At 37.5% G+C, this 16,358-nt stretch carries 17 protein-coding genes; 12 read left to right on the forward strand and 5 right to left on the reverse strand.

Going from position 1 to position 16,358, the window contains the following annotated elements; all coding sequences use genetic code 11:
* The first annotated feature begins 91 nt into the window (after positions 1–91).
* The 10 genes from rplO to rplQ all read left to right on the forward strand — a co-directional run bounded on the left by rplO (position 92) and on the right by rplQ (position 6,662).
* Positions 92–538: a 50S ribosomal protein L15 gene (gene rplO, locus REI64_RS17815; protein WP_097132833.1), complete on the forward strand. Its 447-nt coding sequence runs from the start codon at positions 92–94 to the stop codon at positions 536–538.
* Position 539: 1 nt separating this feature from the next.
* Positions 540–1,880, forward strand: a complete 1,341-nt coding sequence (gene secY / locus REI64_RS17820) for a preprotein translocase subunit SecY (protein WP_308851508.1) — start codon at positions 540–542, stop codon at positions 1,878–1,880.
* A 99-nt stretch (positions 1,881–1,979) separates the two neighbouring features.
* Complete coding sequence (gene map, locus REI64_RS17825) at positions 1,980–2,768, forward strand: type I methionyl aminopeptidase (RefSeq protein ID WP_308851509.1); 789 nt, start codon at positions 1,980–1,982, stop codon at positions 2,766–2,768.
* Positions 2,769–2,836: 68 nt separating this feature from the next.
* Positions 2,837–3,055 carry a translation initiation factor IF-1 gene (gene infA, locus REI64_RS17830; RefSeq protein ID WP_010599888.1) on the forward strand — a complete coding sequence of 73 codons (219 nt, stop codon included), beginning with the start codon at positions 2,837–2,839 and terminating at the stop codon, positions 3,053–3,055.
* 81 nt (positions 3,056–3,136) lie between these two features.
* Positions 3,137–3,253, forward strand: coding sequence for a type B 50S ribosomal protein L36 (ykgO, locus tag REI64_RS17835; RefSeq protein ID WP_008244551.1), 117 nt, complete (start codon positions 3,137–3,139; stop codon positions 3,251–3,253).
* Positions 3,254–3,327: 74 nt separating this feature from the next.
* Positions 3,328–3,705: a 30S ribosomal protein S13 gene (gene rpsM, locus REI64_RS17840; protein WP_308851510.1), complete on the forward strand. Its 378-nt coding sequence runs from the start codon at positions 3,328–3,330 to the stop codon at positions 3,703–3,705.
* A 147-nt stretch (positions 3,706–3,852) separates the two neighbouring features.
* Complete coding sequence (gene rpsK / locus REI64_RS17845) at positions 3,853–4,242, forward strand: 30S ribosomal protein S11 (RefSeq protein WP_138721993.1); 390 nt, start codon at positions 3,853–3,855, stop codon at positions 4,240–4,242.
* 66 nt (positions 4,243–4,308) lie between these two features.
* Positions 4,309–4,917 carry a 30S ribosomal protein S4 gene (gene rpsD / locus REI64_RS17850; RefSeq protein WP_308851511.1) on the forward strand — a complete coding sequence of 203 codons (609 nt, stop codon included), beginning with the start codon at positions 4,309–4,311 and terminating at the stop codon, positions 4,915–4,917.
* Positions 4,918–4,994: 77 nt separating this feature from the next.
* Positions 4,995–5,987 (forward strand): DNA-directed RNA polymerase subunit alpha, encoded by a 993-nt coding sequence (locus tag REI64_RS17855; RefSeq protein ID WP_308851512.1) that lies wholly within the window; start codon positions 4,995–4,997, stop codon positions 5,985–5,987.
* A 111-nt stretch (positions 5,988–6,098) separates the two neighbouring features.
* Positions 6,099–6,662 (forward strand): 50S ribosomal protein L17, encoded by a 564-nt coding sequence (gene rplQ, locus REI64_RS17860; protein WP_308851513.1) that lies wholly within the window; start codon positions 6,099–6,101, stop codon positions 6,660–6,662.
* A gap of 153 nt (positions 6,663–6,815) precedes the next feature.
* On the opposite strand, the gene pepE is transcribed toward rplQ, so the two are convergent.
* Positions 6,816–7,508, reverse strand: coding sequence for a dipeptidase PepE (gene pepE / locus REI64_RS17865; protein WP_308851514.1), 693 nt, complete (start codon positions 7,506–7,508; stop codon positions 6,816–6,818).
* A 318-nt stretch (positions 7,509–7,826) separates the two neighbouring features.
* On the opposite strand from pepE, the gene REI64_RS17870 reads away from it, so the two are divergent.
* Positions 7,827–9,023 carry an SAM-dependent methyltransferase gene (locus REI64_RS17870; RefSeq protein ID WP_308851515.1) on the forward strand — a complete coding sequence of 399 codons (1,197 nt, stop codon included), beginning with the start codon at positions 7,827–7,829 and terminating at the stop codon, positions 9,021–9,023.
* Here the strand turns inward: REI64_RS17870 and REI64_RS17875 are convergent.
* On the reverse strand, positions 9,020–9,583 hold the full coding sequence (locus tag REI64_RS17875) for a murein L,D-transpeptidase catalytic domain-containing protein (protein WP_308851516.1): 564 nt from the start codon (positions 9,581–9,583) through the stop codon (positions 9,020–9,022). The two genes, REI64_RS17870 and REI64_RS17875, sit on opposite strands and share 4 nt — an antisense overlap.
* 638 nt (positions 9,584–10,221) lie before the next feature.
* Between REI64_RS17875 and dnaK the strand changes: the two genes are divergently transcribed.
* Complete coding sequence (gene dnaK / locus REI64_RS17880; protein WP_308851517.1) at positions 10,222–12,129, forward strand: molecular chaperone DnaK; 1,908 nt, start codon at positions 10,222–10,224, stop codon at positions 12,127–12,129.
* Positions 12,130–12,647: 518 nt separating this feature from the next.
* Here dnaK and REI64_RS17885 read toward each other — a convergent pair.
* The 3 genes from REI64_RS17885 to REI64_RS17895 are packed head-to-tail and all read right to left on the reverse strand — an operon-like array spanning position 12,648 to position 16,247.
* Positions 12,648–13,730 (reverse strand): aminoglycoside phosphotransferase family protein, encoded by a 1,083-nt coding sequence (locus REI64_RS17885; protein ID WP_308851518.1) that lies wholly within the window; start codon positions 13,728–13,730, stop codon positions 12,648–12,650.
* Positions 13,721–14,620: a sugar phosphate nucleotidyltransferase gene (locus REI64_RS17890; protein WP_308851519.1), complete on the reverse strand. Its 900-nt coding sequence runs from the start codon at positions 14,618–14,620 to the stop codon at positions 13,721–13,723. Before REI64_RS17890 ends, REI64_RS17885 begins: the two co-directional genes overlap by 10 nt.
* A 49-nt stretch (positions 14,621–14,669) precedes the next feature.
* Positions 14,670–16,247 carry a helicase HerA-like domain-containing protein gene (locus REI64_RS17895; RefSeq protein WP_308851520.1) on the reverse strand — a complete coding sequence of 526 codons (1,578 nt, stop codon included), beginning with the start codon at positions 16,245–16,247 and terminating at the stop codon, positions 14,670–14,672.
* Between the last annotated feature and the right edge of the window lie 111 nt (positions 16,248–16,358).

Raw genomic sequence — 16,358 nt, forward strand, 5'->3', positions numbered from 1 at the left:
CTTAGGATTTATATATCTTAGGCAAATTTTTTTTGTTTAATCGTTGTTTCCTGAGTAGTGAAAGCGAAGGGGCAACATAATAAAGTTTATAATGAACTTAAGTAATTTAAAGCCTGCAAAAGGTGCTGTAAAAACAAGTAAGAGAATTGGTCGTGGTCAAGGTTCTGGTCGTGGTGGTACATCAACACGTGGACACAAAGGTGCTGGCTCACGTTCTGGTCACTCTACAAAAGTTGGTTTCGAAGGTGGTCAAATGCCTTTACAACGTCGTGTACCTAAAGTTGGTTTCAAACCAATTAACCGTACAGAGTACGTAGGCGTAAACTTAGACGTATTGCAAGGATTGGCTGAAAAATTTAGCTTAACTACTGTAAATTTTGCTACATTGCAAGAGCATGGTTTAGCTTCTAAAAACGACTTAGTGAAAATCTTAGGCCGTGGTGAAGTTAAAGCTAAATTAGAAGTTACAGCTCATGCTTTTTCTGCAAGTGCACAAAAAGCAATCGAAGCTGCTGGAGGCTCAATCGTAAAATTATAAAATGAAGAAGCTATTTACTACTTTAAGTAATATTTGGAAAATCCAAGAATTAAAAGAGCGTATATTATTTACGCTTATGATTCTTGTTATCTATAGACTTGTTTGTCAAGTGGTGTTGCCAGGTGTTGATCCTGCGCAATTATCAAATGCACAAAAATCAGGTCTTTTAGGTCTATTAGACATGTTTGCCGGTGGTGCCTTTTCTAAGGCTTCAATCGTTGCGTTAGGTGTAATGCCATACATTTCTGCCTCTATTGTGGTGCAGTTATTGGGTATTGCGGTGCCTACTTTCCAAAAGATGCAGAAAGAAGGTGAAAGCGGACGTAAAAAGTTAACGCAGTATACTCGTTACCTAACAGTTGCCATCACTATTGTACAAGCAATAGGGTATGTTAAAACGCAGGTTCCTCAAGAAGCAATTGTAATTAACCATACTTTGTTCTATTTCTTATCTGCAGTTATTTTAACGGCAGGTACGTTATTTGTAATGTGGTTAGGCGAAAAAATTACTGATAAAGGTATTGGTAACGGTACATCTTTAATCATTATGGTGGGTATTATTGCTCGCTTGCCAATTGCAGTAAGCCAAGAGATTAGCTCTGTTTTTGCGGGTAATGATGGTGGTTTAATTAGATTGGTGTTAGAGATTGTTGCGCTTTATGCAATTATCATGTTTACCATTTTAATTGTACAAGGTGTGCGTAAAGTGCCTGTGCAGTATGCTAAAAGAATTGTAGGTAACAAGCAAGTTGGTGGTGTTAGACAATACATTCCATTAAAAGTAAATGCGGCAGGTGTTATGCCTATCATCTTTGCTCAGGCATTAATGTTTGTGCCGAGTGCTTTAATTGGTTTGTTCCCTAACCTTCAAGAAAGCTGGTTGCACCAATATTCGGATATTACATCGTTAACTTATAGTTTAACATTTGCGTTCCTAATTATTGCATTTACATTTTTCTATACTGCAATTACCGTTAACCCAACTCAAATGTCTGATGACATGAAGAAAAACGGAGGTTTCATTCCAGGTATTAAACCAGGTTTGGCCACTTCTAGTTTTATCGATGATGTTGTTTCGAAGATTACTTTTCCGGGATCTTTGTTCCTAGCTGCTATCGCTATTCTTCCTTCATTAGCTGTTAAGGTTGGTATTCAACAAGAATTTGCCCAATTTTTTGGAGGTACATCTTTGTTGATCTTGGTAGGTGTAGTGTTAGATACTTTGCAACAAATTGAAAGTTATTTATTAATGCGCCATTACGATGGTTTGATGAAAACAGGTAGGGTAACCGGACGTTCTGGTATTCCAGCTGCTACATCAACTAGCGGAGCTGCATTATAAAGATGATTGAATTAATGAATGATAGTGTAGTTAAATTGTCGTTGGCAATTGATACTATGCTATCATTTTTTCATTTATTCAAACTCGAAATTAGATAGAATGTCTAAAATTCACTATAAGTCTCTTGAGGAGATAGAATTGATTAGAGAAAGCTCGTTACTGGTATCTAAAACTTTAGCAGAAGTAGCTAAAGTGATAGGGCCAGGCGTAACTACCAAAGCATTAGATAAGCTGGCTTACGAATTCATCAAGGATAACGGCGCAATACCTGCTTTTCTTAACTACGGAGGTTTTCCTTACTCACTTTGCATTTCTCCTAACGAACAAGTGGTACACGGGTTTCCAAGTGATCATATCATTAAGGAAGGAGATTTGATTTCGGTAGATTGTGGCGTAATCAAGAATAACTATTTTGGTGATTCGGCTTATACGTTTTCTATTGGAGAAACTTCAGATGAACAGAAGAAGTTGGTTAAGGTAACGCAAGAGTGTTTGAATTTTGCTATCGAAAAAGCTGTAGTTGGAATGCGTATTGGCGATATCGCTCATGCAGTTCAGTTTCATGCAGAATCTAACGGTTTTGGGGTAGTAAGAGAATTGGTGGGGCATGGTGTGGGTGTTAAACTGCACGAGAAGCCAGAAGTGCCAAACTATGGTAAACGTGGAAGTGGTATCAAATTGGAAGAGGGAATGGTTTTGGCCATCGAACCCATGATCAATGCTGGTACTGCCGCGGTTAAATTTTGGTCTGATGGATGGACAGTTACAACAAAAGACAATAAACCATCAGCACATTTTGAACATACTGTAGCTATAAAAAAGGGCAAAGCAGACGTTTTGAGTACTTTTTCATTAATCGAAGAAGTTTTATCGGAAAAATTTAAATAATTGGAAAATAATATTTAATTTTGCAACCCTATTTAATACGCAGCTAAATAAGTAAAAATCAATAGAATATGGCTAAACAAGCCTCAATTGAACAAGACGGAGTAATAAGAGAAGCATTATCTAATGCCATGTTTAGGGTAGAACTTGAAAATGGACATGAGATTATTGCACACATTTCTGGTAAAATGAGGATGCACTACATCAAAATTTTGCCTGGAGATAAAGTAAAATTAGAGATGTCTCCTTACGATTTAACGAAAGGTAGAATCACTTACAGATACAAATAAAATGAAAGCGTCACGAGCAACCGTCTTCAGATTGAAATAGCTTGTGGAACTTCATTACCATAGAGAGAAATAAATAAAGCAATGAAAGTTAGATCATCAATCAAAAAACGTAGCGCTGATTGTAAGGTTATTCGTCGTAAAGGTAAGCTTTACGTAATCAACAAGAAGAACCCTAAATTTAAGCAACGTCAGGGATAATTAAAAACATTAGAACGAAACCCGCACAACGGTGGCCCGCCGTTCGGACGTTCACTTAAAAGCAAATTACAAATATGGCAAGGATTTCAGGTATTGATTTACCAAGAAACAAAAGAGGAGAGATAGGACTTACCTATATCTATGGAATAGGAAAGACTACTGCGCAACGTATCTTGAATACAGCAGGTATCGACCTTAACAAAAAAGTACAAGATTGGTCTGATGATGAATTATCAGCAATCCGTACCATGATTAACGATGAGATTAAAGTAGAAGGTGCTTTACGTTCTGAGGTTCAATTAAACATTAAACGTTTAATGGATATCGGTTGCTACAGAGGTCTTCGTCACAGAAAAGGTTTACCCGTTCGTGGCCAACGTACTAAAAACAACTCTCGTACTCGTAAAGGAAAGAGAAAAACAGTTGCTAACAAGAAAAAAGCATCTAAATAGTAGATAGATTTGAGGTAGAAGATTTGAGATGTGAGAAGCGTTTCGAAAATCTATCTAAATCTGGAATAGAAGATGAAAAATAAGGTAGGAGTGCCGGGGTATTAAAATCTCATATCTCAATTCTCATATCTAAATATCTAAAAGAAAATGGCTAAAAGTAAAAAAGTTACCAAAAAACGTCTTGTTGTGATTGAGCCTGTAGGCCAAGCTCACATCAATGCTACGTTCAACAATATCATTGTTACCTTAACAAACACTAACGGACAAACTATTTCATGGTCGTCTGCAGGTAAAATGGGTTTCAAAGGTTCTAAGAAAAACACTCCATACGCTGCAGGTCAAGCTGCTTCAGATTGTGGTAAAGTTGCTTTCGATTTAGGTTTACGTAAAGTAGACGTATTCGTTAAAGGTCCTGGTTCAGGTCGTGAGTCGGCTATCAGAACTTTACAAGTAGCAGGTATCGAAGTTTTGTCTATCAAAGACATCACTCCGCTTCCACACAACGGATGTCGTCCTCCTAAGAAAAGAAGAGTTTAATCAATTAATTTTTAAAGCTAAGAGTCTCCCGATGCGTCGGGATGATACTTTAAAATCACAAACAAAATGGCAAGATACACCGGACCTAAGTCCAAAATCGCCCGTAAGTTCAGAGAGCCAATTTTCGGCCCTGATAAAGTACTAGACAGAAAAAACTATCCTCCTGGCCAACATGGCGCTTCTAAAAGAAGAGGAAAGCAATCTGAGTACGCAGTACAGTTAATGGAAAAACAAAAAGTAAAATACACTTATGGTGTGTTAGAAAAACAATTCCGTAACTTATTTACAAAAGCTTCTTCACGTCAAGGTATCACTGGTGATAACTTATTACAATTGTTAGAAGCACGTTTAGATAATACAGTATACAGATTAGGTATTGCTCCAACACGTTCAGGTGCTCGTCAATTAGTTAGCCACAAGCACATTACTGTAAACGGTGAGTTGGTAAATATTCCTTCATATCAATTAAGAGCTGGTGATGTAGTAGCAGTTAGAGAGAAATCAAAATCTCTTGAGGCTATCTCTAATTCAGTAGCTGGTAGATCAATCAACAAGTTTTCTTGGTTAGATTGGAATGCTAAAGAATTATCAGGTAAGTTTTTGTCATACCCTAATCGTGATGAGATTCCTGAAAACATTAAGGAAAACCTTATTGTCGAGTTATACTCTAAGTAATATAATGGTTAAAGCCCTTGTGGCTTTAACTTTTTTACGTTACACAACATTATTAAACGATCTAAAAACATTAATAAATGGCAATTTTAGCATTTCAGAAACCAGATAAGGTAATCATGCAGAAATCTACGGATTTCGATGGTCAATTTGAATTTCGTCCTTTAGAGCCCGGTTTCGGTGTAACAATTGGCAACGCCCTAAGAAGAATTTTACTTTCTTCTTTAGAAGGTTTTGCTATTACCAGCATTCGTTTTTCAGGCGTTTCTCACGAGTTTTCTACCATGAAAGGTGTGGTAGAAGATTTAACGGAAATCATCCTTAACTTAAAACAAGTAAGATTTAAGAAAGTAGGAGAGTCTGGTGATTCTGAGAAAATCTTTATCATCGTAAATGGTCAAGATCAATTCCAAGCAGGAGATATTACAAAATTCTCTAACAACTTCGAGGTTTTAAACCCTGAGTTGGTCATCTGCAACATGGAGAAATCAGTTACTTTGGAAGTTGAATTAACAGTGAACAAAGGACGTGGTTATGTACCTGCAGAAGAGAACAAAGTTTCTGATAGCGTAGTTGGAGTAATTGCAATCGATTCGATTTTTACCCCAATGAAAAACGTGAAATACACGATTGAAAACTATCGTGTTGAGCAAAAAACAGATTATGAGAAATTAATCTTAGATATTTCTACTGATGGTTCTATCCACCCAGAAGAAGCTTTGAAAGAAGCAGCTAAGATTTTGATCCAACACTTTATGTTATTCTCTGATGAGAACTTGGTATTGGAATCTCAAGCTAAAGAAGAAACTAAAGAAGTTGATGAGGAAATCTTACACATGCGTAAAATCCTTAAAACTGAATTGGTTGATTTAGATTTATCTGTACGTGCATTAAACTGCTTAAAAGCAGCTGATATCCGTACTTTAGCTGATCTAGTTTCTTATGATGTTGCTGATATGTTAAAATTCAGAAACTTCGGTAAGAAATCATTAACTGAAATCCAAGAATTGGTAAAATCTAAACAATTATCGTTTGGAATGAACCTTTCTAAATTCAAGTTAGACGAAGAATAAGCGCCTAGCGCTAAACGCTTAGCGATAAGCGTGGAATAGATTAAATATTCACTGTGTGTAATTCCCTCAGATTAAGTTCAAAGAGACGGTACACACTTTATAAACAAAAAAATGAGACACGGTAAAAAACACAACCACTTAGGAAGAACTACTTCGCACAGAAAAGCGATGTTGGCTAATATGGCTTCTTCTTTGATCACTCACAAGAGAATCACTACTACATTAGCGAAAGCAAAAGCTTTACGTGTTTATGTAGAGCCAATTATCACTAAATCTAAAAACGATACTACTCACTCGCGTCGTACAGTATTTGCTTACTTACAGAACAAAGAGGTAGTAACAGAGTTATTCCGTGATGTAGCTGCGAAAGTTGCAAACCGTCCAGGTGGTTACACTCGTATCATCAAATTAAACAATCGTTTAGGTGATAATGCTGAAATGGCATTAATCGAATTGGTAGATTATAACGAGGTATACGGAAAAGATGCAGCAGCTGCTGAAAAGAAAACTACTCGTAGAGGAAGAACAAAAGCTAAAAAAGCTGATGCTCCTGCTGCAGAAGTTAAAGAAGAAGCAGCTCCAGTTGCTGAAGCTAAAGAAGAAGTTGCAGAGGCACCTGTTGCTGAAGAAACTGCTCCAGAGGCACCAGCTGCTGATGCAGAAGAAAAAGCGTAATCTAACTAACTTATTATTATGCTTAGAACCCTTTAGGATTTTCCTAGAGGGTTTTTTTTAATTTCATATCGTCATTGCGAGGCACGAAGCAATCTTAAAACTTAAATATGGATTAATAGTTGCTATGTGATAGTACTAATATCAAAATCATTATTACAAATCACTTCCAGGCTCTATCTCGTAAGGTGCTTTGCCATTTTCAAATATCCGTGTTAATTGTGTACCTTCTACAGTTATTTGATCTCCAATTCTTCTTATCCAATTACCTTCTCTTAAACCAACTACTTTAATATCATTTTGCGTTAGAAATTCCTGTATTCTAGTTTCTCTAGTTTCCCCATTGTGCTTTATCTCTGGTATTGGGTCTAAATAATGCGGATTGATGTTGAACGGGACCAAAGCCATGCAATCGAAACTTGGTGGATAAACAATTGGCATATCGTTGGTGGTTTTCACGTTGATACCGCCAATGTTGCTACCTGCACTACAGCCTAAATAAGGTTTGCCTTTTTCTATGTTTTCTTTAAGGATGTCCATCAAGCCAAACTCATGAAGTGTTTTTACCAATAGAAAAGTATTTCCTCCGCCAGTAAAAAAGCCTTTTGCATTTGCTATGGCTAGCGATTTATCTTCAAATTCGTGAAGTCCTTTTACATTGATGTTGATGGTTGCGAAGAACTCAGCTGCTTTCTTAGTGTAATCGTAGTGAGATATTCCTCCCGGCCTTGCGAAAGGGATGAAGATAATTTCATCTACTCCTTTAAACAACTCTATGATTTCGGATTTAAGATAGGCAAGGTATTGTTCGCCAAATAGGGTAGATGTGGATGCTAGTATGATATTCATAATTGGTTATTGATATTCAAAGATAGTAGTGTTGAAGAAGAAATGATTGATATGCAAGCTATATTAGTCGATTGTTAAGTTGAATAAAAACCTTCAAACTGATGCTGACCTGTAGCGAAGCGGAAAGCTACGTAGTAAAATAAATTCAGCATGACGAAGTGCTGCCTTACCGTCACCTCCGATACTCGGAGCAGGCTCTGAATTTATTTCAGGGTCGGAGATATAGATAATATAGTCATATAAATAAGCAATATGGTAACCGAAGTAAGGTTATTAAGGTTTAGTATGTTACTTTTGTAAGCTGTAATTCGATATAAAATGAGTAATCAGAACGATATAATTTTTACGACACAAGTGATAGAGAGCTTGAACAACGAAACTTTTGTGAAGTTAGCCTTAGGCAATTATAAAGGTAATGAAGAAGGTTTGAAGCAACTTTACGTAAAACCAGTGGTGATTAAGAATACACAACTGTTGGCATTTAATTATCGTTACAAAACCAGAGATATCTTTAAAAACTATATTAAAGAGGAGGGTATTTTGCTCATTGAAGATTATATTTCCAAAAACTTCAACATCGCTACTTTGTTTACAACCAACGAAGAGCATATTTTAGAAAGAAATAACAAAGGTGTTTTCCGTTTAAGAACAAATGCCTTAGCCCAGAAAAAGGAAGTAAACTTAAACCACAATAAAGAAAAGAAACGTTTGATTTTGGCGAAGGACAACATTTACCTACAAGAACTAGGCTTGACAGGTGCAGATGGTGTGGTTTTCAAAAATGGTCAGGACAAGTACAAACAGATTAATCAATACATCGAAATTCTGAGCTCACTGATTAAAGAATTTCCGGTAGGAGCAATTAACAACGTGGTGGATATGGGTTCGGGCAAAGGTTACTTGACTTTTGCTTTGTACGATTATCTGCAAAGCCACTACCAAAAAGCAAATGTAGTTGGGATAGAGTTTAGAAAAGATATGGTTGATTTGTGCAATGCTATAGCTTCAAAAGCAAATTTTGACCAATTATCTTTTGTGGAAGGAACAATCGACAGCTATAATAGCGGTGATATTAATTTACTGATTGCTTTACATGCTTGCGATACTGCTACGGATGACGCGATTTATAAAGGCATAAAAGCCAATGCAGAACTCATTGTTGTTGCACCGTGCTGCCATAAGCAAATTCGCAGGGAAATTGAGAAAAATAAAGCGCAAAATGATTTGAACTTTTTGACTAAACACGGCATCTTCTTAGAGCGCCAAGCGGAGATGGTTACTGATGGTTTACGTGCTTTAATTTTAGAGTACTTTGGTTATAAAACCAAGGTTTTTGAATTTGTGTCTGATGTGCATACACCCAAAAACGTGTTGGTAGTGGGGATAAAACCCCTAAATCCCCTAAAGGGGACTTCTGAAGAAAATCGTAAAATGGAAATTCTTCAAAAAATAAAAGATACTAAAGCCTATTTTGGCATTGGTTATCACCATTTGGAGCGGTTGTTGGAGCTTTAGTTGTAGATCCAAAGTAATACAGCTTTTTTCTTTTTGATTAGTAATTTATCTATTTGCCTCATTTGATCATCGGCTATGACCGGGCAACCTGCACTTTGACCGAAAAGATTACCTGGATAAATTTCATAATTGGGAATAGGCGTGTAAGAATGTAGCACCACAATACGCTTAAAAGCATTGTTATTGCTTTCTTCTAATCCATACATTTTGTAATGGATGTTGATGCCCCAATTGCTGTAGGCCCTGTTTTTAACTTTGTATTTTCCTAAAGAGGTGCAATTGCTGCCTACTTTGTTACTGAACACTGGTTTTTGTGCGGTGCTTCCTCCGCCTACGCCATGGGCACACATGCCAGCAATGATAGTTTTCTTTTGTGTGAAATCGTACACAAATAATCTGTTTTTCCCTGATGGCAAGCTCATGTCTACCATAATGCAGATGGTAGTGTCTAGCTTGTTTTTCTTTGCAAAAGCTAAGGCTTCGGAGAGTTTATCGGTTTTTATGCTCGGTTCGGTTGACCAAAGAGGTAAGAGGAGCAGCAGTAATTTTAGGTTTAGCATAGTTAAAGATAAGGTTTTGGTAGATGATTTAACTTTGTCGATTTTAATGACTATTACGCAAGAAGATTGACAGAGGTTTTTTCTGCACCTAGCGCAGGTTCAATATCATTAAGTTAAGCGTTGGAGGAGACTCCAACGCTTAACTTAATGATATTGAGTGCAGGTTGTATTAGGCACTGACTTTTGTTAATTAAACCTGATGGCAGCGGATATATCCCGATAAAATCCTATCGTGTGGACACAAATATTGGAAAATGTTGTTTTCCTCCCCCTGCCCCCTCGGAGAGGGGGATATGCAAAATGCTTAGGCACAGTGTGTCCCCCTTTGGAGGGGGATTCAAGGGGGAGGAACGAGATGTGTCCACACGATAGGATTTTATCGGGAATATAAGCGTACAGCAGGACTGTATTAGCCAAGAACTACTGACATCCATTTTCAAATTATCTTAGCTATCTTTAGTCTTTTACCTTCAGCCTTCCTACCTTTTCCCTTAATTCTGCCAAGCTGTCAGCAGGTATTTAGGTTTTATTTTACATTTTAACAGTTTTTTTTGACAAAATTCTGCCAAAACCCTATTGGCATAAGGCTTGTTATTAACATGGAAACACAAAAAATAACAAAAGAAATATATAATAAAATGGGAAAAATAATTGGTATAGACTTAGGAACTACGAACTCTTGTGTGGCGGTAATGGAGGGTAACGAGCCTGTGGTTATTGCTAACAGCGAGGGTAAACGTACTACGCCATCTATTGTTGCTTTTACTGAAAACGGCGAGCGCAAAGTGGGCGAGCCTGCAAAACGTCAGGCAATCACAAACCCAACAAAAACAATCTACTCTATCAAACGCTTTATGGGAAGCAGCTTCGGCGAAGTTGATAAGGAAGTTGGACGTGTGCCTTATAAAGTGGTAAAAGGTGATAACAACACACCTCGTGTTGAAATTGATGACAGAAAATATACGCCACAGGAAATTTCGGCAATGGTTTTACAGAAAATGAAAAAAACCGCTGAAGATTTCTTAGGTCAAGAAGTAACTGAGGCTGTAATTACAGTGCCTGCTTACTTTAACGATGCACAACGTCAGGCTACTAAAGAAGCTGGTGAAATTGCCGGTTTACAAGTAAAACGTATCATTAACGAGCCTACTGCTGCTGCGTTAGCTTACGGTTTAGACAAAGCACACAAAGACATGAAAATTGTGGTGTTTGACTGTGGTGGTGGTACGCATGACGTTTCGGTTTTAGAGCTTGGTGATGGTGTATTTGAAGTAAAGTCTACTGACGGTGATACGCACTTAGGTGGTGATGATTTTGACCACGTATTAATTGAGTGGTTGGCAGATGAATTTAAAGCAGAGAACGGTATGGACTTGCACAAAGATCCAATGGCGTTACAACGTTTAAAAGAAGCTGCAGAAAAAGCTAAAATTGAACTTTCTAGCACTACTTCTACAGAAATTAACTTGCCATACATCACTGCAGATGCTAGCGGTCCTAAACACTTGGTACGCACTTTAAGCCGTGCTAAATTTGAGCAATTAGCTGCTGATTTGATTAAACGTACAATTGACCCTTGTAAATCTGCTTTGAAAAATGCCGGTTTATCAGTTGGTGATATTGATGAGATTATCTTAGTAGGTGGTTCAACTCGTATCCCTGCTATTCAGGATGCAGTGAAAGCTTTCTTTGGTAAAGAGCCTTCTAAAGGTGTAAACCCTGATGAGGTTGTAGCAATTGGTGCTGCTATTCAAGGTGGTGTTTTAACTGGTGAGGTTAAAGATGTATTATTGTTAGATGTTACGCCACTTTCTTTAGGTATAGAAACTATGGGCGGTGTAATGACTAAATTAATTGAGGCCAACACCACTATTCCTTCTAAGAAAACAGAAACTTTCTCTACTGCGGCTGATAACCAACCATCGGTAGAAATACACATCTTACAAGGTGAGCGTCCAATGGCTGCGCAAAACCGTACAATTGGCCGTTTCATGTTAGATGGAATTCCGCCAGCGCCACGTGGTGTACCTCAAATTGAAGTTGCTTTTGATATTGATGCCAACGGTATTTTACACGTAAGCGCTAAAGATAAAGCTACTGGTAAGGAGCAAAAAATCCGTATCGAGGCTTCATCTGGTTTAACTGATGCTGAAATCCAAAAAATGAAGCAAGAAGCTGAAGCTAATGCAGAAGCTGATGCTAAAGCAAAAGAAGAAGCTGATAAAATTAACAGTGCTGATGCATTGATTTTCTCAACCGAGAAACAATTGAAAGAGTTTGGCGATAAATTATCTGCCGATAAAAAAGCTCCAATTGAAGATGGTTTGAAAAAACTAAAAGATGCGCATGCTGCTCGTAACTTCGCTGATATCGAGGCTGCACAAACTGAGTTGCAAAATGCTTGGAATGCTGCTTCTGAAGAGATGTACAAAGCAGGTCAGGATGGCCAACCACAAGGTGATGCTGGACAAGCAGAACCACAACAAGGTGGTGATACCGTAACTGATGTTGATTACGAAGAAGTTAAAGACGACGAGAAGAAATAATCAATTCTCAGTTTTCAGTTTTCAGTTGACAGTTTTCAGTTGAATGAATATAAAAAAGCGTTGCTGATTAATTTCAGTGACGCTTTTTTAATTATAGCGATATTGCAAAACGTTAATATTTTGACCATATAAGAAATGTAAGAGCATGTAAGCTAACATGCTCTTACATTTCTTATATGGTTTTTGAAAACGAACGCCGCCATTTTATGGCAAATCCAGCCCCGCCATTCGCTACAATCTTTTTGTGACCTTTCCGCCGTCATTTCGAACGCATGTGAGAAATCTAAAACCTATGCTTTTCTAACTTACAGATTTCTCAGTCGTACCTCCTTCGAAATGACGCAACAAAAAGTATATCCGCTGCTGTCGGGTTTAATTAACTAAAACCTGTACAACTATCAACCAATACGGCTAAAGCCAAACCAAATTGCATAAAAAACGTCGGCTAAAGCCGACGGTAATGAAATAGCGATACCTAGAAGCAAATACTAAAGGAAACTTATCAGAATAGCTGTTTTTTAGAGTTGCTTCCTCACCAAATTAGCATCAACCAATTGCTGTAATTGTTGTTCATTCTTAATCAGTTCGTCCAGTAGTTTAAACTGGTTTCGTGCTCTGTCTAAATTTTGTGTAGTATAATTAATAGGATAATAAACACTTCCGTTTAAGAAATCGGTTAAGAAACGTAGTGCCTGCATATAAACAATGTACTGCCCACTAAATAAAATCATTTCTTTTTCAGTGTAAGTAAGAATATCACCCATTTCTGCGAGATAGCCTTCTATCATGGCCGAAAAATATTCAATACGAATTTCGATTTTCGACAAGTCAGTTTCATTCTCAGAAAATTCGCAAAGATAAGTGCGCATCATATCTCCCAAGTCGGAGATGAACTTGCCCGGCATCAACGTATCTAAATCTATTACGCATACGCCTTCAAAAGTATCTTTGTCTAGTAATACATTACTAATCTTGGTGTCGTGGTGCATTACCCTATCTGGAAAATCAGCTTTGCTATTAAATTCTCGATATTGGGTTAAAATATTTTTGTATTGTAGTGCCTTGTCAATTTCTGTTATAGCCTGTGCTTTTATTTTGGAGTTTGATAAGGCAGATTGAAATTGGTCGAAACGCAGTTCCAAATCATGAAAACCAACAATGGCAGGTTTTAGTCTAGTGCTATCAAAACCATCGAGCAAGCGACTAAGTTTACCGAACTGTTTTGCTGCTTCGTATGCCTGTTTTGGAGAAGTTAATGCATCTAGTGCAACAGTGTTTTCCATAAAAGGGGTGAGACGCCAATATTGATCGTTGTAAATAGCCATTTCTTCACCAGAAATAGTTTTTAGCGGTGCCGGAAAAAGATAATCTGGAAAATTAAGATTAAGATAACTAGCCACACGTTTAATGTTGTTGGCAATAGTTGTAGGCTCTGGGAAAATATTTGTATTGATGCTTTGCAGCACAAATTTTTCGCCATTTTGGAGGTTGGTTAACAAATAGGTTCTGTTAATATGGCCAGAACCTATTTGTTGTAGTTTGATGTTTTTGCTTGTTAAGCTGTATGCATTTAATACGTTCTCATCAATTGTTAATTCCATAATTTTTCTGGGTAATTACCTTTTTTTATAAGCTCATCAATACTTGCTTGAACCAATGGCTTATCTTCTTTGTAGGTAACACCAAACCACTGGTTGTCGGTTGGTACTACTTTAAAAGAAGCTTTTTTGGTATTAACCAGATGCTCTCCCACTAGTGGGATAAAAAACTCTGCTTTGGGTTTGTCTTTGTTTTCTGCCGCGAAGGTTCTAAACAAATCTTCGGTGATTTTAAACGCCGCTGGCGTAAATCCCCAAAAATTCATAGATACCGGAGTGTCGAAATCAAGAGCAGTTTCATTTCCATCTTTCTCGAACACAATGGTATCGTCTTTTTTATAAACCTTTGTTCTTTCAACAATTTCTGTCAAATTTCCCGCCTCGTCAGTTTTACAAACGCCTCTAGAAACGGCGCCAAAGTCTGATAAGGTTTTTCCAATTTTGTAACCGATAATTGAATAGTTATCATCGCGTACATCGTTAGTTAGGAAATCAGCCATTTTCTTGAAAGCATCGTAACCGTAAAAATCATCAGCGTTAATTACGCAGAAAGGCTCTTTTACTACCTTTCTTCCCGATAGGATGGCATGTGCCGTACCCCAAGGTTTTTCTCTGTAAATTTCTTCCTCAATGCCAAATTGTTTAAGGTCGAAATTTTGAAAAACGTAATCTACTTCAATTTGACCTTTTAACTTCTCATCAAAAATTGACTTAAAGTTATCGGCAAATTCTTCTTTGATGATAAATACAACTTTTCCAAATCCAGCTTTAATTGCATCGTATATAGAATAATCGATAATGGTTTCTCCATTAGGCCCAAAACCATCAATTTGTTTCATGCTACCATAGCGGCTTGCCATCCCGGCAGCCAAAATTAGTAAGGTTGGTTTCATTAACTATTTAGTTTTTAAATGAATATTTAGTTCGTTCCAAAGTTAAGTTTTAGAATCCAAAAAGACCGCCACCTTTTGATTTAGTTGTTCGACTTTTTTTTCCAGTAAGCATACCAAATATGCCACGTACAATTTCTTTACCTATTTGACGTGTAATTGTAGCTCCCATGATCTCTTCTACTAAACTCTTTTCGCCTGGTTTTGGTTTGCTTTCTTGTTCAATTCTTTTTTGTTCCTCTTCTTCGGCCTTCACTTTATTCTCTTCGGCCAGTTTCTCGTTTATTCTATCGGTTAATATCTCATAGGCACTTATTGGGTCTTTAGTTTCTTTATATTTTGTAAATAGTGGGCTAACCTGCATTAGTTTTTCGCAATCTATAGCTGCCATTGGGCCCATTATGGCTCTTGGTGGCGTTAATAGTGTCGCAGCAACTTCGGTAGGTATGCCTTTTTCATTTAATACGGTAATTAGTGCTTGTCCAGTTCCAAGTGAAGTAAGCACTTTATCTATTTCATAAAAATCAGATTTAGGGTAGGTATTCACCGTTTTTCTCAGCGCATCTACATCATTCGGTGTAAAAGCTCTAAGGGCGTGCTGTACTCTATTTCCTAATTGTGATAATACACTCTCTGGAACATCCATCGGAGATTGGGTACAGAAAAACACCCCAATACCTTTAGAGCGTATTAACCTTATAATGGTATTAATTTGCTCTAGGAATGCTTTTGGTGCATCTTTAAACAACAGGTGCGCTTCGTCGAAGAAGAAAACCAATTTCGGTTTGTCTAAATCTCCAGCTTCGGGCATGGTTTGGTAAATTTCTGCCAATAAACTCAACAAAAATGTAGAATAAAGCACTGGCTGACTTTGAACATCAGCAATATTCAATAGGCTGATTACGCCCTTTCCATCTACTCTGTTAAAGAGGTCTTGTATATCGTAAGAGGTTTCTCCAAAAATGCTACCCAAACCTTGTTGCTCTATGGCTACAATTTTTCTTAAAATAGCGCTCGATGTTGCTGTAGATATGGAACCATAGCTGCTTTTGATTTCAGCTGCTCCAGCTCCTTCAGATAAATAACCTAACAATTTTTTCAAATCATTGAGGTCAACCACTGGCATTTTATTATCGTCGGCGTATTTGAAAATTACCGCCAACACGCCAGCTTGAGTTTCGTTAAGCTCTAATATTTTCGATAAAAGCACCGGGCCGAACTCGGTAACCGTAGCCCTCATTGGAGCGCCTAGCTTACCCGTAAGCGAGTATAGCTCAATTGGAAAACCACTGGCGGTAAAAGGTTTGTTAAGCTGTATGGCTCGTTCTTCAATTTTTGAATTGCTTGCTCCTGGTTGGTTTAGTCCAGAGAGGTCGCCTTTTACATCTAACATAAATACAGGTACACCTGCATCCGATAGTTGTTCTGCTAATAATTGTAAGGTTCTGGTTTTTCCGGTTCCAGTTGCACCGGCAATTAGCCCGTGTCGGTTCATCATTCTCAGTGGAAGATTTACCTCGGCTTCACTTATTGTTTCTCCGTCTAAAATTCCCGCACCCAAATATATCGAGGCACCCGACGGAGAATAAGAAGCTCTTATTTTTTCAATGAAAGAAGTCTTATTACTCATAAAAGTACATTTTGAGTGGTTAAAATAATAAACAAATACTACATGTGAAACCTTAATTACGAGTTAGTTTCATACACTTTGTTAACTCACCGGTTTCGCAGAATAAATGCG

Origin of the sequence: Pedobacter sp., assembly GCF_031119335.1 — a bacterium.
GTDB lineage: Bacteria > Bacteroidota > Bacteroidia > Sphingobacteriales > Sphingobacteriaceae > Pedobacter.

Bases quoted from the DNA above. Each gene is read 5' to 3' on its own strand.
- rpsK (WP_138721993.1), top strand. From the start codon at position 3,853: ATGGCTAAAAGTAAAAAAGTTACCAAAAAACGTCTTGTTGTGATTGAG.
- pepE (WP_308851514.1), bottom strand. From the start codon at position 7,508: ATGAATATCATACTAGCATCCACATCTACCCTATTTGGCGAACAATAC.
- REI64_RS17890 (WP_308851519.1), bottom strand. From the start codon at position 14,620: ATGAAACCAACCTTACTAATTTTGGCTGCCGGGATGGCAAGCCGCTAT.
- REI64_RS17870 (WP_308851515.1), top strand. From the start codon at position 7,827: ATGAGTAATCAGAACGATATAATTTTTACGACACAAGTGATAGAGAGC.
- rplO (WP_097132833.1), top strand. From the start codon at position 92: ATGAACTTAAGTAATTTAAAGCCTGCAAAAGGTGCTGTAAAAACAAGT.
- REI64_RS17885 (WP_308851518.1), bottom strand. From the start codon at position 13,730: ATGGAATTAACAATTGATGAGAACGTATTAAATGCATACAGCTTAACA.
- REI64_RS17855 (WP_308851512.1), top strand. From the start codon at position 4,995: ATGGCAATTTTAGCATTTCAGAAACCAGATAAGGTAATCATGCAGAAA.
- ykgO (WP_008244551.1), top strand. From the start codon at position 3,137: ATGAAAGTTAGATCATCAATCAAAAAACGTAGCGCTGATTGTAAGGTT.
- map (WP_308851509.1), top strand. From the start codon at position 1,980: ATGTCTAAAATTCACTATAAGTCTCTTGAGGAGATAGAATTGATTAGA.
- secY (WP_308851508.1), top strand. From the start codon at position 540: ATGAAGAAGCTATTTACTACTTTAAGTAATATTTGGAAAATCCAAGAA.
- rplQ (WP_308851513.1), top strand. From the start codon at position 6,099: ATGAGACACGGTAAAAAACACAACCACTTAGGAAGAACTACTTCGCAC.
- rpsM (WP_308851510.1), top strand. From the start codon at position 3,328: ATGGCAAGGATTTCAGGTATTGATTTACCAAGAAACAAAAGAGGAGAG.
- REI64_RS17875 (WP_308851516.1), bottom strand. From the start codon at position 9,583: ATGCTAAACCTAAAATTACTGCTGCTCCTCTTACCTCTTTGGTCAACC.
- rpsD (WP_308851511.1), top strand. From the start codon at position 4,309: ATGGCAAGATACACCGGACCTAAGTCCAAAATCGCCCGTAAGTTCAGA.
- dnaK (WP_308851517.1), top strand. From the start codon at position 10,222: ATGGGAAAAATAATTGGTATAGACTTAGGAACTACGAACTCTTGTGTG.
- infA (WP_010599888.1), top strand. From the start codon at position 2,837: ATGGCTAAACAAGCCTCAATTGAACAAGACGGAGTAATAAGAGAAGCA.
- REI64_RS17895 (WP_308851520.1), bottom strand. From the start codon at position 16,247: ATGAGTAATAAGACTTCTTTCATTGAAAAAATAAGAGCTTCTTATTCT.